Source organism: Microbulbifer sp. SE14 (assembly GCF_059834885.1).
The window spans coordinates 115,594-130,912 of the sequence record NZ_JCBAJA010000013.1 but is presented as its reverse complement, the minus strand read 5'-3'; the positions used below and the strand labels follow the sequence as shown (position 1 = coordinate 130,912).

General features: G+C 59.2%; 10 protein-coding genes. 4 read left to right on the top strand and 6 right to left on the bottom strand.

Annotation, left to right across the window (positions count from 1 at the left end; translation table 11 throughout):
* Window positions 1-540 precede the first annotated feature (540 nt).
* The 3 genes from AC6R19_RS11340 (at window position 541) to AC6R19_RS11330 (ending at window position 2,919) form a co-directional block, all read left to right on the top strand.
* Window positions 541-993 carry a VOC family protein gene (locus AC6R19_RS11340; protein WP_500579927.1) on the top strand — a complete coding sequence of 151 codons (453 nt, stop codon included), beginning with the start codon at window positions 541-543 and terminating at the stop codon, window positions 991-993.
* 93 nt (window positions 994-1,086) lie between these two features.
* Window positions 1,087-1,695, top strand: a complete 609-nt coding sequence (locus AC6R19_RS11335) for a hypothetical protein (RefSeq protein ID WP_500579926.1) — start codon at window positions 1,087-1,089, stop codon at window positions 1,693-1,695.
* A 258-nt stretch (window positions 1,696-1,953) separates the two neighbouring features.
* On the top strand, window positions 1,954-2,919 hold the full coding sequence (locus tag AC6R19_RS11330; protein ID WP_500579925.1) for a hypothetical protein: 966 nt from the start codon (window positions 1,954-1,956) through the stop codon (window positions 2,917-2,919).
* Between the two features lie 110 nt (window positions 2,920-3,029).
* Here the strand turns inward: AC6R19_RS11330 and AC6R19_RS11325 are convergent, their stop codons facing one another.
* Complete coding sequence (locus AC6R19_RS11325) at window positions 3,030-4,022, bottom strand: zinc metalloprotease (RefSeq protein ID WP_500579924.1); 993 nt, start codon at window positions 4,020-4,022, stop codon at window positions 3,030-3,032.
* Between the two features lie 368 nt (window positions 4,023-4,390).
* Window positions 4,391-7,810, bottom strand: a complete 3,420-nt coding sequence (locus tag AC6R19_RS11320; RefSeq protein WP_500579923.1) for a LamG-like jellyroll fold domain-containing protein — start codon at window positions 7,808-7,810, stop codon at window positions 4,391-4,393.
* A gap of 843 nt (window positions 7,811-8,653) precedes the next feature.
* Here AC6R19_RS11320 and AC6R19_RS11315 point away from each other — a divergent pair.
* Complete coding sequence (locus AC6R19_RS11315) at window positions 8,654-11,440, top strand: TonB-dependent receptor (protein WP_500579922.1); 2,787 nt, start codon at window positions 8,654-8,656, stop codon at window positions 11,438-11,440.
* A 101-nt stretch (window positions 11,441-11,541) separates the two neighbouring features.
* On the opposite strand, the gene AC6R19_RS11310 is transcribed toward AC6R19_RS11315, so the two are convergent.
* The 4 genes from AC6R19_RS11310 to aptA all read right to left on the bottom strand — a co-directional run bounded on the left by AC6R19_RS11310 (window position 11,542) and on the right by aptA (window position 15,308).
* Entirely contained in the window at window positions 11,542-11,949 is a 408-nt protein-coding gene (locus tag AC6R19_RS11310; protein WP_500579921.1) for a GFA family protein, read from the bottom strand.
* Window positions 11,950-12,254: 305 nt separating this feature from the next.
* Window positions 12,255-13,751 carry a CoA-acylating methylmalonate-semialdehyde dehydrogenase gene (locus AC6R19_RS11305; protein ID WP_500579920.1) on the bottom strand — a complete coding sequence of 499 codons (1,497 nt, stop codon included), beginning with the start codon at window positions 13,749-13,751 and terminating at the stop codon, window positions 12,255-12,257.
* The gene (locus tag AC6R19_RS11300; protein ID WP_500579919.1) at window positions 13,748-13,948 is read right to left on the bottom strand and encodes a hypothetical protein; all 201 of its coding nucleotides are present in this window, start codon (window positions 13,946-13,948) and stop codon (window positions 13,748-13,750) included. Before AC6R19_RS11300 ends, AC6R19_RS11305 begins: the two co-directional genes overlap by 4 nt.
* Window positions 13,949-13,973: 25 nt before the next feature.
* Complete coding sequence (gene aptA, locus AC6R19_RS11295; protein WP_500579918.1) at window positions 13,974-15,308, bottom strand: omega-aminotransferase AptA; 1,335 nt, start codon at window positions 15,306-15,308, stop codon at window positions 13,974-13,976.
* Window positions 15,309-15,319 lie beyond the last annotated feature (11 nt).

Here is a 15,319-nt window from a genome sequence, read left to right as displayed (position 1 = left end):
CCCTCACGCAGCGCCTTGACAGCGGCATCCATATCGAACGTAGGTTTGGTCATGAGTCATCTCTTTTTTGCGTATGGTAAAGAAATGACACAGAATTCTGAACACTACCGCCTACGGCGTCGCAACAGACCAAGTTTTACCGGGGGTTGGCGGTTTATTACCAATTTTGCAACTACTCATTGGTCATAAGTCTGGACATGAATCACAAATAGATGCGCAGCTTCATAAGCCCGCTTATGTATTACTGAAAGCACAAGATATACTTGCACATGTCCATGAACAGTAAACACTCAACAAGTGCAAGCAGCATCGCCCCTGCGGGGCTGGACCTCGCTACGCTCGGCCGCTGTTGCAGGTGTTGAGGCTGTAGAGAAACTCGAGTGATTCTTGAGTAGATAGATTTTTCGTGCGGAGAGCGCCCTGAAATGCTTTTTGCAAAAATGTCCAGAATTCACGTAGGAGCGCGATTCTCTGGATGAATATATGGCCAGAGAGAAGAGGCCGAGGGGCTACAGCCTCGTTAGGTGCAATGGAGGAAACATGACAGTCAAGCGTATGGACAACGTCGGCATCGTAGTGGAAGACATCGATGCCGCCATTGAGTTCTTCCTCGAACTCGGTCTTACCCTCGAAGGTCGAATGCCCATCGAAGGCGAATGGGCCAGCCGCGTCACCGGAGTGCGCGGTCAGCGCGTCGAGATCGCCATGATGCGCACGCCCGACGGCCACAGCCGCCTTGAGCTCTCGCGCTTCGATGCCCCCGTTATTGCGTCCGATCACCGCACGGCCCCAGTGAATTCGTTGGGTTACCTGCGCGTCATGTTCACTGTCGAGAACATCGATGACACCATCGCCCGGCTCAGAAAGCTAGGTGCGTCGGTGGTCGATGAGGTAGTCAACTACGAAAACATTTACCGGCTTTGCTACATTCGTGGTCCAGAACAAATTCTCATCGGACTTGCCCAGGAGCTAGGGCAACAGGATTCCCAATGAGTATGGCCGTATTGGCGCCTAACAAGCGGTCAAGCCGAGCGCGGCATTATAAGACCCAAAACCCGCAACAACCCGAGGAATCCCATGCAGAATATGTCAAAACTGCTGTTATTGAGCGTCGCCCTGTCATTCGCAACCAACGGAGCCAATGCTTCCGAAACCATCGCGATCAACCCAACCAACAAAGCGGCACTATTAGACGGCCGTTGCGAGAAAGATGAATGGCAGGCAGCAACAAAGATCGAGCTGGCAGCAGAGGCTTCCATTTATCTAATGCACGATAAAGACTCCCTGTATATTTGCGCCAAAGGAAAATCAGGAGATACCACGGTCTTGGATCTTTACATAGAAAATGCAGAAACTGGCCATCTCCACAAGTTTCATCTCTCCGCTCAAATGGGAGAGCAAGTGCTGACAGGCAAAGGGTGGAGTGAACCCGAGACGTGGGTTCTCAGAGATTGGACTGGGTTCTGGGTGCCCTATTTTGGTTATGAAGATACCGAAAATGGAAGGCGCCCTAAATTCTTTAGAGGATTACACAGGCAAGTCCAAGTGTTACGAAAAAAGTTTCCAGGTAGCAGCTGGAATATGATGTTTGGCGTAAGTATTAAACGCGAAGGTAAGTGGACAGATTTCTTTTATCCCGAAAAAGCGAAAGACAACGATAGGTCGACCTGGGGGAAGTTTTCCTTTTCTGAATAAAGGTCTAAATAATACTATTGAGGCTAAGGGGCATGCCGCCTAACCAGTATGTGAGTTCGAGAAGCAGCGCAATATTCATGGAAGTCTTTCGCGCCAAATTCTCCTTTACGGGGATGGAATTGGACACGATAAGCGGTAATAGTTGCCCTGCCTGTATCGGAATTATGAATTCATTTAATAGCCGAAAAATTTTTGCTTCATATACAGGCTATCAGTAACAGCCAACCGCTCAAGTAAACCAAACAGAGGTAAACGGAAGTGCCCATTTTTGCCTACCAGTCCCTGAACTCCACTACCAGCTCCCGCCACGGCATCAGCGCCTCGAATTCACAGGGCTTCACCATCGACACGCACAACAGGATCGCACAGAACAGCGACAAGTGGATGCTGAGCATGCCCACCGCCGATGGGGTGGAGCCGCATCTTCCGATACAGGGCCCCGCCGAGCTTGTGCGCTCTGCGCCTGTGGGAACCATGGATAAAGTCGTAAAGCAGGGGAAGAAGGTCCCCAAAGTTGACGACAAACGATTTCTCAGGATGATCGAGGGCAAGGCGCGGCAGGCCCATCAGCATATCTACCGCGAGTTCCAGGGATCCTGTGATGTACTTGTCTACGGCGAGCTCGACAGCTCTCACAGCGAGTGGAGCAGTATGCAGCAGAATGCCGGCAGCCTGTTTGCCGCCTCATCGGCCCAGAGGGCGTGTAACTGCTTCAGCATTCATACCCATAATACAAATTCAGTTACTTATCTCGGCGAGGGGGAGGGCTGGGCTGCGATCAAGAGTTACGGCGTGATCGCTGTCTTCGTCCATGTGCCCAACAAATATGCGACGGATGAGAGCAAGGCGGCAAACTTTTACGGCAGGATCAGGAACAGCCTGCTGCAGGCGCAGGGAGGCGGGGTTATCGATGTCATTATGGGGGATACCAACCAGCCGAGTAACGGATTTACCGAGCGGGTTTTAAAGACGGCACTGGGCCAGGATTTCGCGGACGCCCACCCGGATACCAATATCGTGCCCCTCGACTCCTATCAGCGGAGCTTCGGTGGTACCAACAGCTCTGCCAAGAAGAAATACGATATAGCGGTCTACAACACCGGGACGGTAGCATTCAATCGGATGGTGTACCTGTCCCAGTGTGCGCCGGAGGGACGCGAGGCGGTTGCAGTTACCGACCATATGGGTGTTGCCATAGAGGTAAAGAAAATACCACTTGCCTAAGCGGCAGCACTCTTCGACTGTTGTCTACGCGCTTCCGGCCGAAGCAGCTGTCGATATGGATCGGCAGCAGCTTCGGCCGGATTCGTTGGAAGGGTGTGAATTCAACCGCTTCAGGTGTAAGGGTTGTTGCGAATCCAGGCAATTTGCCCGTCGGTAAAATTGTTGTTTCCATTTCTGATATTGCCGCCGGCCATCAGGTTGGCGGCATCGGCGGAATGATCCGGTGCACCGGTCAACGCATGGCCCAGTTCGTGGGCCAGCGTCGTCGGGTAGGTGGCCGCTCCGCCCGCAGGCGGATTCAAAGTCACGGTCACTATGGGCCGGTTGGGAATTGCACCATTGTAATTTTGCCCTGCGCGGAATGTTCTTCCCTGTACATCGGGCTGGTCGTAGCGGTCCAGGTAAACGACATCGATGGAGTTCGCCGCGCCCGCGAAGGCATTGCAGTAGGTGATCAACCTGGGGCCGCCTATGCCGCCATCGGCGAAAGCGCCCTGGTGCGCCGGTGGTACAGCCGGAACCGCGGGCAGGAGAATCGAGTCGCCGGCGGCGGTCTGGGTTGCTACCGTAGCTGCCGCATTCACCCGGTTGAAGGTGATTGCTGCCTGCTGGTATCCGGCGGCGTTGTTCGCACTGGTAATATGGTTGTTAATGGTTGTGTCTACCGCTGCCAACGCTGGTGGTGCCGGGGGAGCCCCTACCGGGGCGAGATAAAACACATTGAGCGAAACAGCCTTGGGCGCCAGGGCGTTGTGTGCAGCCAGCGCGGTCAGGTCGGCAGTGCGCTGGGCCTGGTAGAGGGCGCCACATATTTGATTGAAGTCCAGTGATGCCGACTGCAACAGCGAACTGACGGCAGTAACGTAGCGCTGCGGCACTGTGTTCGCCGGCAGGCTCAGGTAGGCCCTGGTCTGCTGGATAATGGCGCCGAGAGCGGTGACCCTGTCGAAGTTGTTATTTGCCTGCCCATAGGCGGCCACATCCGCGTCAAAAACCTTGAGGTTGGTCAGGCCGTTGCCCTGCCCTCGAACGCGGGGGTGAAAGCCGAGGATTTCGATATGGTCGACACGGCGGGTATTCGTCCATTGAGCCGTTGTAAACATGTGAATTCTCCTTAATACACTTGATCATTGGCACTGTGATGAGGGGGGAGCGGGGTGAGCCGGTGTAATTGGTATGTTATTTGTTCCTAGCGCTTGGCTGGTTTGCTGCTATATGGGCTAATTCATCGAATTTATTCGGCGAGAACTTATGTCTTAGGTACCGGTTCTTGGATCCGATATTTCCCGCAGGGTATCGACGGTTCCCAGTTGCCCGATGCTGGAAGCGTGACATTTATATCACGGCGCAGGGAGACGGCAATCCTCGGCCGCTAAATTGTGGCACCGAACAGAGCCTGTGTTGTGATATGAAAAGGCAGGGCGCCGTGCCGGCGCCCGCTCAAGAAAGTATAAGACGGTGACGGAAGGGCTTATTCGGCGCTTCCGAGTAGCTCCAACTGGTACAGTTCGAGCACATCCTCCGCCGAAACCGCCTCTCCGTAAATCTTTAGCTCGTCCACCATCCCCCGATAGGGCGCATCCCAGTAATTGACCCCCAGCGCGAAGTGCGTCGCTGCCGCCGGTGAGAAGACATCCGGGAAGTTGCTGCCGCTGAATTGCAGCGCGCCGTTGATATACACCCTGGCCTCGCCGCCGTTGACCGTGACCGCCAGCTGGCTCCAGGCGTCCTGGGGTATCTGCTCACTGGTGTGGGCGTCGTACCAGCCCGTCCCCAAATCGCTACCGGACCAGAGCATGGTGTCAGCGCCGAAGCCGTTGGGCAACAGGCTGATCCAGCTGTCGGTGGTGGCCCAGCCGAAGAAGCTGGTGCTGTAGGCGGACAGCGCTGCCGGGTTCAGCCACAGGGTGAAGCTGTAGTTGTGGTCGGTGATCAGGTTGTCCGCCAGCACCACGCCGGAGTTGCCGTCCAGCACCAGGGCTCTGCCCACCACGCCATCGCTGTAGCTGACAGAGCCGCCGCTCTGGTCGATGCGGTTGCCGACCAGGGTGCCGGCGGCGAAGTTGCCGCGGCTGTCGGCCAGGCTGTCCTCGAAGCCGAAGGCGGCGATGGGGTCCGGCGGGCCCTGGTGTTTGACGGTGACGGCGAAGGTCTTCGTCTGCTGTTCGCCGTCCAGGCTTATGGTGGCGGTCAGGGTGATCTCGGCATCGGCGCCCTGGGGTTGGGTGACCTCGCCGGTCTCACCGTTGACGCTGATCACCGACGGGTGGGAGGAGACCCAGCTGACGGCGCTGGCGTAGGCGCCGCTGGCCGGCAGGTATAGATCCTCGCGCACGGCACTGAGGTCGCCCAGGTCCAGCTGGCCGGCGGCGGAGGCCAGCAGTTCGCTGCCGGATTTGGGGTCTATATCCAGGTTCAGGATTTCCTCTGCGGAGAGGGCGCTGTCGTAGATTTTCAGTTCGTCGATCAGGCCGTTGAAGGGGGTATCCCAGTAGTTGATGCCGAGGGCGAACTTGCCTTCATTGCCGGTAAAGAAATCGGCCAGGGTGCCGCCGGTGAATTTCTCCACGCCGTCCAGGTAGACGCTGACCTGGCCCTGTTTTACCGCAAAGGCCATATGGGTCCAGGCGCCCGCGGCGATGCGCTCTCCGGCGCTGCCGTCGAACCACTGTTCGCTGCCGCTCCAGAGCATGGTGTTGCCGTCCCAGCCTTCGGGCAGGAAGCTGATCCAGCGGTTGGAGTAGGGCGAGCCGCTTTCATCCCGCTGTTCGTCCACGGCACCGAAGAAGGCGGGAGTGAAGGCGCTGATGCTGGTGGGGTTGGCCCAGAAGGACACGGTGTAGGCGTAGTTGTCGATCAGTCCCCGGGGAAGCAGTACGCCGCTGGTGCCGTCCAGCTGCAGGGCCTGGCCGCTGTGGCCGGCCGTGTAGGCGACGCTGCCGGTGTTGTCCCCGAGGCTGTTGTTGGTGGCGCTGCCGGGATCGAAGCGGCCGAGGGATTCGGCCAGGTCGCCTTCAAACGCGAAGTGGGCGCTGCGGTTGTAGGGCAGTCGCTGGGGCACCTGGACGGTGAAAGACTCGCTCAGGGTCTGGCCGTCCAGCTCGATGGTTGCGGTCAGCATGACGCTGGCATCGCCGCTGCCGACGTTGGGGCGGGTGACGCGGCCGCTGCTGTTGATTACCAGTTGGTTGCTGCTGCTCCAGCTGACCTCCGCCGCGCGGGTGCCGCGCTCCGGCAGGTGCAGGGCGTCTTTGGCAATGCCGGGGAGGTCCAGGTCCGCGGCGATATCCGCGAGTACCTCGCCGGTTGTGCGCGCTTCCATGCGGCTGCCCCAGATGGATTCACCTTTCACGTTCAGCGCGGTGAAGACGGGCACCAGCTTGCCGGCGGCGCTGTTCCACTGCCACTGCTTGACGCCGCGGTAGCTCTTCTTCTCGCCGGCGATATCCAGGGTCAGGTCGATGCGCTTCGGATCCTTCGCGAAGAGGGTGTAGTGGCCGCTCACCTCGCCGCTGACACTGCCGTCTTCACGCAGCGAGATGTACAGGGTCTCCTTGGCGGTGCGGTTGATGTCCTTGCCGTGGTCGATGAATTTGTAATCCCCGACCAGGTCGCCGGCGTCGACGATATTGTCGCCGTCGATGGGCGCATAGCGGTGCGGTGAGGCCACTGGCCAGCCGTCGGCATTGATAAACAGTTCGTGCACGCGGATCGCGTGTTGCTCGCCGCGGTTGGGGAAGCGGGTGTGGGCGAACAGCAGGTGTTTGCCGGTTTCCGCGTCGTAGTAGGCGGAGTTGTGGCCGGGGGCCAGGTAGCCGCGGCCCTCAGTCGGGTCACCGGGATCGGATTCGAACAGGAAGCCGCCCATCAGCTTGACGCCGTAGGGGGCGATGCTGTCCCAGTTGCCGCGCGCGGCCGCCAGGTCCTGGCCCTCGGCATCCACGAAGGGCCCGTCGGGATTGCGCGAGCGGGCCACGCGGATGTTGTAGCCGTCGGTGGAGACGAAGCCGCCGAAAGACGTGAACAGGTAGTAGTAGTCGCTCTCGGGGCTGTAGAGCATGTAGCTGCCCTCGATGGCACTGTGGTCGCCGCCGGCGACGCGTTTGCCGTAGCCCTGGCCGGGCTTGGGCATGGCCGTGGCCTCGTCCATCTCCAGCACAAAGATGCCGCCGGAGTAGGAGCCGTAGGTCATCCACAGTTTGCCCTCATGGTCGTAGAAGACGTCCGGGTCTATGGCGTTGGGGTGGATGGTGGGGTCGTAGCTGTCGACGCCCTCGGGGCCGTAACCATCGGCGATTTCCTCGGCGGTCTGGCCTGAGCGCAGGAAGATGCCGAGATCCGTATAGGGGCCTTCGATGCTGTCGGACACCGCCACGCCCAGGTAGGAGCGGGGGGCGTTGCAATCGCCGTTCTCATTGTCCGGATTGGCGCAGTGGTTGTAGTAGAAGTAGTAGCGGCCGTCGTTCAGCCGGATCACGTCCGCGGCCCAGGAGCCCTGGTGGCCGCCCACCCACTCGATGCCCTCGGAGATCTCGCTGGCGTAGGTGTTGAACAGCGGATTCGCATCGTTCGCGCCCTCGGCGACGCGCTCCCAGGTCATCAGGTCGGTGGTCCTGGCCGCGGCCAGGTGGGAGCCGAATACATAGTAGGTGCCGTCCTGGTCCCGGATTACGGAGGGGTCGTGCACCGCCATGTCGTTGTACTGGATGGCGTCGGCATCGGCGGTGGGATCCGGCTGGCCCCGGTTGCCGTCGGGGTTCTGGTCGTCGCCGTTGTCGGGCGTTTCCGCGGCTGGCGGATCGTCGCTGCCGCCGGTGAAGTCGCAGCCGTACAGGGACAGGGCGCAGGCGAGGGCCAGCGCTAAGTGGTTGATTGTCTTGATTATTCTCATCGACTTTGTCTCTCATCTTGGCTTTATTGTTCTACTTCCTCCCGCAGTGGCCCCGCTCGCGCGCAGATTTTCGCAGCGGCACGGGCGGGAGTGGGGACCTAATCTTGCCAATTGGGATATAGTATTACAATATTAATAGAAAAGTGATGAGTTCCTGAGACCGTACCAAGTAAGTGGGGAAAATACGAAAAATGGCAGGTAAAAGAGGGAAAGTGGCGCCAATCTGCGGTTATTGAGGCCGGATTGACTCAAAGCCGGGGAGCTTGCAGCAAAGCTCCAATAACTGCCCGATATAATCATAAAGTATAATAAAAAGCGGTTTTCAGGCGTTGACGAGTGATTTTTTACTGGATAGTATCGTTAATCATAATACAAATAGGCCGAAAACTATCCCCAGCCGCTCCGGTGGCCCGGGAAGTCCGGACCGCGAAACAGGCCGATATAAAAAGAAGCGTGCGTCGACTCTGGTTGAATTGCACGACAAAATAATAAGAGAGAGGACGAGCGATGAGAGAGCCGCTGAGACAGCAGCAAGCGTTCCGCATCTGCCCCGCTGTGCCCGCCGTTACGGCGCCGGCCGGCCATCCGCCATTTTCCTCCCCCGCCGACAGCGAGATTGCCGGCACCTCCCCGATACCGAAAAGGACCGGACGCCCAGCCAACGCGAATCCGGCCCTGGATGCCATCACACGCTTCCGCCATCCGCAGGGGTTCCACCTGCGCGCGGTGAAAGCGGTGTTGGCGGGATAGCGCGCTGAGTTTTAGCGCGGATTTCATGGGGCTTGGTGTTGTGCAGTCGGGCCCTGAACGTTCGGCAGAAAATAATAAAACCCAGATGGGAGAATGACTATGTTCAAGCAGCGTTTGCTCTGTTCCTCCGTAGCCGCGGTGACCGCCCTTGGTGGCCTGCAGGTTGCACAGGCCCAGGATGCGACACTGGAAGAGGTGGTGGTGACTGGTGTGCGGGCCAGTCTGGAAAAGGGTATCGAGATCAAGCGGGAGAAAATCCAGATAGTGGATTCCATCGTTGCCGAGGATATCGGCAAGTTCCCGGACAACAATGTGGTGGAAGCTCTGCAGCGGGTGACCGGGGTGCAGGTGACTGATCGCGGTGCGGGCGAAGTGAGCGGTGTATCTATTCGCGGCCTGACCGACGTGAGTACGACAATTAATGGCCGGCAGATATTTACCGCTTCCGGGAGAGATGTTCAGCTGCAGGATGTTCCCGCGAGCTTACTGAGCGGCGTGGATGTATACAAAACCCGATCCGCCAGCCAACTTGAAAGTGGTATTGCCGGCCAAGTCGATATTCGTACCCACCGCCCCTTTGACTTCGACGGCAGCAGGGTCTCTCTGGCAGGTCGCGGTGTCTACCAGGAGCAGGCGGATTCCACCGATCCGAACCTCAGCGGACTGTTCAGCAATCGCTGGGAGACTTCCGCCGGTGAATTCGGCGCTTTGGTAAACCTTTCTTACGCAGAGACCAATTTCCGGGACCAGAGTGTGACTGCCGGGGCAGGGGTGCTCTTTGTGGGCGCTGATGCCCCCGATGGTTTTGTGCCTTACCAGCGGATATTTAATGGCAGCGCAGAAGTTGGTGGCGAACAGGTCTGGCAGGAAGGACTGGAAAAGGGAATGCCCTTTGCCCCGGGGTCTACCGTGAACATCAACGGCGAAGATGTTGAGTATCTGATCGGTCGCGATGCCGTGTTTGCAGTGGACGGCACTGGCAAGCGCGAACGCCCCGCGGCGAATGTTTCCCTGCAATGGGCACCCAACGACAGTTCAGAATATCTCTTCGAAGCTTTCTACAACGGATATCGCAATGAGCAGTTCAACTCCCTGAACTTTACTTTTGTGGACTGGTGGGGCGACAGTTCCCACCTGCCTCGCGGCGGTGAGGTAGAAGTCTTCGACGGTACCAATATCATCAAATCCCGCGACGTGGCCGCACCCTATGGCTTTACCAGCGGCGACCTGCTGGTGGGCGAAACCGATAGCTACGTCTACGCCGTCGGTGGCAAGTGGGACATAGGCGACAGTCTGCAATTGAGGTCGGAAATCAACTACCAGAAGAGCGAGTATCAAGAAACCTTCTTTGCTATGCGCGCTGAGCGGGTGGCCTATGGCCTGGGGGTGGATTTCAATGCGGGTGACGGCGTTCCGGAAGTGGAGTTCTACGACGACCCAAATACAGAGGTGGACGAAAGCAATCTCGCCGATGCCTCACAGTGGAATGCCGCCCAGCTGTATGACAATGGCGCCAGTAGGAAAGGCGATGCACTCACCTGGACATTCGACGGTGACTTGGAAGTGGAATTGGGTGCATTCCACAGGCTCAGCTTCGGAGCACGCGCCGATAACCGCGCTGCCAGCGAGGCCAGTTATGCCCAGGATGGCGGTATTCTCGGTGTTCCATTGGGAGATTTGGACCCCGGCCTCACTTATACCAGCCGCGGCTTCTACGACGGCCGTTCAGATGTTCCCGCTACTTGGGTGGTGCCCAACGGCCATCATATCGCCTCGAACGCCAGCACCTACCGCGAGATGTATGGGCTGGCCAGGCAGCCGTTGGAAGAAACCTTTGAGATTGATGAGTTGACGACTTCTCTCTATGCCAAAGCGCTATATGAGGCAGGCCCCTTTGATGGTGAGATCGGCCTGCGGTATACGCGTGTTAAAAGGGATATGGAGTTTTACGACGTAGAGTTCGAACCGGGGGAAGACGGATATTTTAGTTCCGCATCTAACAGTAATGGAAAGCTGCTGCCCACCCTGGTGGCCCGTTGGCATATCAGCGACGATTTGATGGCCCGTTTTGCCTATACCCAGACCTTGCGCCAGCCAGGCTTTGCGTCCCTCAATTCCCATATTTATTGGGGGGATGACGTGACGAACATTGGGCTCGCTGAAGCCAGTGGTGGCAATCCCGAACTGGAGCCCACCGAGTCGCAGAATTTCGATCTCTCTCTGGAGTGGTATTTCGCCGAGTCCAGCGCGCTCTACGGCACCCTGTTCCGCCGGAATATTGAAGGCTTTGAGGTCACTTCGCGGCGGGTGGTTTGGCACCAGCCAGAAGGAGAAACGGAAGAGCGGCGCTTTGCGCTCACCCAGCCTACGAACAGTTCCGATGGTGTCTTGCAGGGCCTGGAATTGGGTGTCGTTTACTTCCCGGAGAACCTGCCGGAATTGCTCGACGGGCTGGGTATACAGGCGAGTTACACGAAGCTGGATTCCGAGCAGAAGGTTGATGATTTCGATAATAACGGCAACAAGATCGGCCAGGTTGAAGTGCCCATGTTCGGTGTTTCCGACAGCTCCTACAGCATAGTTCTCGCCTACGACAAGAACGACCTGGATATGCGCCTATCCTACGTGTGGCGGGATGACTTCCTGCACCACCACGAGGCGCGTCTGTTCGCCAATCCGGTGGGTGTTTACAACAAGGCGGAAACCAGCCTGGATTTCCAGGCCAGCTACAGCCCGCTGGAAAACCTGACCTTCACCTTCGACGCCACCAATCTTCTGGATGACTTGTACCAGAGTTACTACGAGTATCCGGATATCTACAACTTTGGTTCGTCCATCTACAGCCGCACCTTTGCCCTGGGCGCGCGCTACTCCTTCTGATCCGACGTCCCCACGTCGCACACTTCAGGCAGCCTTCGGGCTGCCTTTTTTGCTATTTCTGAACCTCGTTATCGAGACTAGAGAATCCTGAATACCAGATTCTACTCGGGGTATTCCGGGAACTTCCGAGCCTCGATGCCGGCCTTGTGCCACTCGGTCTGCTCCGCGCAGAATATCTGCGCATCGGGCTGCTTCGATGGCTCGGAATCGAGGCTGCCTGCCGGGACTATCAGGGACTTACCGCTCTGGGAGAGGAAGGGCAGCCCGGAGCCGCACTTGGAGCAGAATACCTGGGAAAATGTGCGGGTCGGGTGGTCATAGCGCACCGTGCTTTTCTCACCCTGCTCCCACGAGATATTCTCCGGGCTTGTGAAGAGATTGGAGGCGTGCGCCGAGCCCGTAAGCTTTCGGCACTGTTCGCAGTAGCAGAAGTAGAAGTTGCTGAATTTGTCTTCCAGCGTGAACTGTACTTCGCCACAAAGGCATCCGCCGGTGATTCTCCTCGTCATAGGTATCCCTTTTCGGCTTTTGGGTTAACATGCTCGAGTCCATGAACTGCTTAGCTTGCAGGAAAGCCACTATATTTGTCCATCGGGATTGATGGCGGCCATTTTTAGAGAGATCTAGATATCGATTGCGCAATAAAAAGGCAGCCTCTGGGGGCTGCCTTTTACTGTGGTAACGACCATGGCCCGCGGATCTGTGTGGGCGGCAAGGGTTGATCGCGGCCCTGGGCGGATGGCCGCCCCGCCATTTCTACAGGTGATCATATAACCTTTGCAGGAGCGGTCCGGCCGCGATCGGTCTGTGGGAATCAGCCGTTGCTGGGGAATGTAAACTGCGCACCCTCGCGCAAACCGCTGGCCGGCCAGCGCTGGGTGACCGTCTTGCGCTTGGTGTAGAAGCGCACGGAATCCGGGCCGTAGGCGTGCAGGTCGCCGAACAGGGAGCGTTTCCAGCCGCCGAAGCTGTGGTAGGCCACCGGTACCGGTAGGGGCACGTTGATGCCGACCATGCCGACCTTGATATTGTCGGAGAAGTAGCGCGCGGCCTCGCCGTCGCGGGTGAATAGGCAGGTGCCGTTGCCGTATTCGTGGGCGTCGATGATGTCCATGGCTTCCTGCATGCTGTCCACACGCATGACACACAATACCGGGCCGAAGATCTCGTCGGAGTGGATCACCATGCCTTCCTTGACCCTGTCGAACAGGCAGGCGCCCAGGTAGTTGCCGTCCTCGAAGCCGGGCACTTTCAGGCCGCGGCCATCCACTACCAGTTCCGCGCCTTCCTCGATGCCCTTGGCGATATAGCCCTCGATTTTCTCCAGCTGTGCGCGGGTCACCACCGGGCCCATATCGTTGCTGTTGTCCATGCCGTCGCCGATTTTCAGGTTGGCGATCTGCGCCTTCAGTTTTTCGATCAGCGCGTCGGCGGTGGCATCGCCCACGGCGACGGCTACGGAGATAGCCATGCAGCGCTCGCCGCAGGAGCCGTAGGCGGCGCCCATCAGGGCGCTGACGGCGTTGTCCAGGTCCGCGTCCGGCATGATGATGGCGTGGTTCTTGGCTCCGCCGAAGGCCTGTACGCGCTTGCCGTTGGCATTGCCCGTGGTGTAGACGTACTCGGCGATGGGCGTGGAGCCGACGAAGCTGACTGCCTGGATGCGCTTGTCGGTCAGCAGGGTATCCACGGCTTCCTTATCGCCGTTGACCACGTTCAGTACGCCGGCGGGAATGCCCGCTTGGATGCCCAGTTCGGCGATGTATAGCGCGGAGCTGGGATCGCGCTCGGAGGGCTTGAGGATAAAGGTGTTGCCGCAGGCGATGGCCATCGGCCACATCCACAGGGGCACCATGGCCGGGAAGTTGAACGGGGTGATGCCGGCGCAGACACCCAGGGGCTGGAACTCGCTCCAGGAGTCGATGGCAGGGCCGACGTTCTTGCTGTGCTCGCCCTTCAAGAGTTCCGGCACGCCGCAGGCGTACTCGACGTTCTCGATACCGCGCTGCAGTTCGCCCAGCGCATCGTTCAGCACCTTGCCGTGCTCGCGGGTGATGAGTTCGCAGATCTTGTCCGCGTTCTGCTCCAGCAGGTCCTTGAAGCGGAACAGGATGCGCGCGCGCTTGATCGGCGGCAGGTCGCGCCAGGCGGGGTAGGCGGCCTCGGCGGCGTATATGGCTTCCCCGACGGTGGCTTTGCTGGCCAGGGAGACCTTGCCGATGATTTCATTGGTGGACGGGTTGATCACGTCCTGCTGGCGCGGGTCATTGGCAACTATCTCGCCGTTGATCAGGTGGCCGATGGTGTTCATTGTTTTAACTCCTTCGGGTTGCCCCGATATCGATTCAAATTATTTATTTTGTTCGTCATTCCGGCGCAGGCCGGAATCCAGTTCAGTGGCACCTGGGTTCCGGCCTGCGCCGGAACGACGAGCGAGTCGTGTATCTGTAGGAGCGGCGGGGCGGCCGCGATCGGTGTGGGGGTAAATCTACCATTGATCGCGGCCATGGGCCGCTCCTACATGGGGTAGTGGTTATCTGACGGTCTCGAGGATTTCTTTCAGCGTCTGCGCTATCTGCTCAATCTGCGCCGGCTCGATAATAAACGGCGGCGCCACGGCGATGGTATCGCCGGTCCAGCGCAGCAGTACACCGCGCTTGTAGGCCTCCAGTACCACTTCCATCGCGCGCTTGCCCGGCTCGCCGTCGCGGGGCTGCAGCTGGATGGCGCCGGCCAGGCCGTAGTTGCGGATATCGATCACGTGGGGGCAGTCCTTGAGGCCGTGCAGCGCGGCTTCGAAATGCGGCGCCAGTTCCTTGACCCGGTCGAACAGCTTTTCCTTCTCGTAGATATCCAGGGTCGCCATGGCCGCGGCGCAGGCTACCGGGTGGGCGGAGTAGGTGTAACCGTGGGCCAGCTCCGGAATGTGTTCCGGGCCCTGCATAAAGGCGTCGTAGATACCCTCGCGGGCGAAGACCGCACCCAGCGGAATGGCGCCGTTGGAGATGCCCTTGGCGGTGGTCAGGAGATCCGGCAATACGCCGAACTCCCCGGCGGCGAAGGCGGAGCCGGTGCGGCCGAAGCCGGTGATCACCTCGTCGAAGATCAGCAGTATCTCGTGCTGGTCGCACAGCTCGCGCAGGCGCTTCAGGTAGCCTTTCGGCGGCAGTATCACGCCGGCGGAACCGGCGAAGGGTTCCACCATCACCGCGGCGATATTCTCGGCGCCCTGCAGGTTGATGATGTCCAGCAGCCGCTCGGCCATGGCCTCGCCGCCGTGCTCCGGCAGGCCGCGGGAGAATCGGTTTTCCGGCAGCAGGGTATGCGGCAGGTGGTCCACGTCCAGGGCCGGGCCGAAGGTCTTGCGGTTGCCGACCATGCCGCCTACGGAGATGCCGCCGAAGTTCACCCCGTGGTAGCCCTGGGCGCGACCCACCAGGCGGATCTTCTCCGGGCGGCCCACAGCGCGCCAGTAGGCGCGGGCGATTTTCAGGGCCGTGTCCGCGGCCTCGGAGCCGGAGCCGCAGAAGAAGATGCGGTTCAGGTCGCCGGGGGCCATATCGGCGAGGCGCTTGGCAAGCCTGAACGACAGCGGGTGGCCGAACTGGAAGGCCGGGGAGTAGTCCAGGCTGGTCAGCTGCTGGGCCACCGCGTCGGCGATCTCCTTGCGGCCGTGGCCCAGGTTGCTGCACCAGAGGCCGGAGAAGCCGTCCAGCACCGAGCGGCCGTCGGCGGTGGTGTAGTGCATGCCCTCGGCACTGACAAACAGGCGCGGGTCGGCCTTGAATTGGCGGTTGCCGGTAAACGGCATCCAGTGGGCGTTGAGTTCGTCGCTGCTCAGACCGGCGAGGCTGTCGATCTCGGCCATGGTTCACCTCG

What these genes read in the sequence shown, in the direction of transcription:
- AC6R19_RS11340 (WP_500579927.1), top strand. Translation starts at nt 541, where the DNA reads ATGACAGTCAAGCGTATGGACAACGTCGGCATCGTAGTGGAAGACATC.
- AC6R19_RS11335 (WP_500579926.1), top strand. Translation starts at nt 1,087, where the DNA reads ATGTCAAAACTGCTGTTATTGAGCGTCGCCCTGTCATTCGCAACCAAC.
- AC6R19_RS11325 (WP_500579924.1), bottom strand. Translation starts at nt 4,022, where the DNA reads ATGTTTACAACGGCTCAATGGACGAATACCCGCCGTGTCGACCATATC.
- AC6R19_RS11320 (WP_500579923.1), bottom strand. Translation starts at nt 7,810, where the DNA reads ATGAGAATAATCAAGACAATCAACCACTTAGCGCTGGCCCTCGCCTGC.
- AC6R19_RS11315 (WP_500579922.1), top strand. Translation starts at nt 8,654, where the DNA reads ATGACTATGTTCAAGCAGCGTTTGCTCTGTTCCTCCGTAGCCGCGGTG.
- AC6R19_RS11310 (WP_500579921.1), bottom strand. Translation starts at nt 11,949, where the DNA reads ATGACGAGGAGAATCACCGGCGGATGCCTTTGTGGCGAAGTACAGTTC.
- AC6R19_RS11305 (WP_500579920.1), bottom strand. Translation starts at nt 13,751, where the DNA reads ATGAACACCATCGGCCACCTGATCAACGGCGAGATAGTTGCCAATGAC.
- AC6R19_RS11300 (WP_500579919.1), bottom strand. Translation starts at nt 13,948, where the DNA reads ATGGCCGCGATCAATGGTAGATTTACCCCCACACCGATCGCGGCCGCC.
- aptA (WP_500579918.1), bottom strand. Translation starts at nt 15,308, where the DNA reads ATGGCCGAGATCGACAGCCTCGCCGGTCTGAGCAGCGACGAACTCAAC.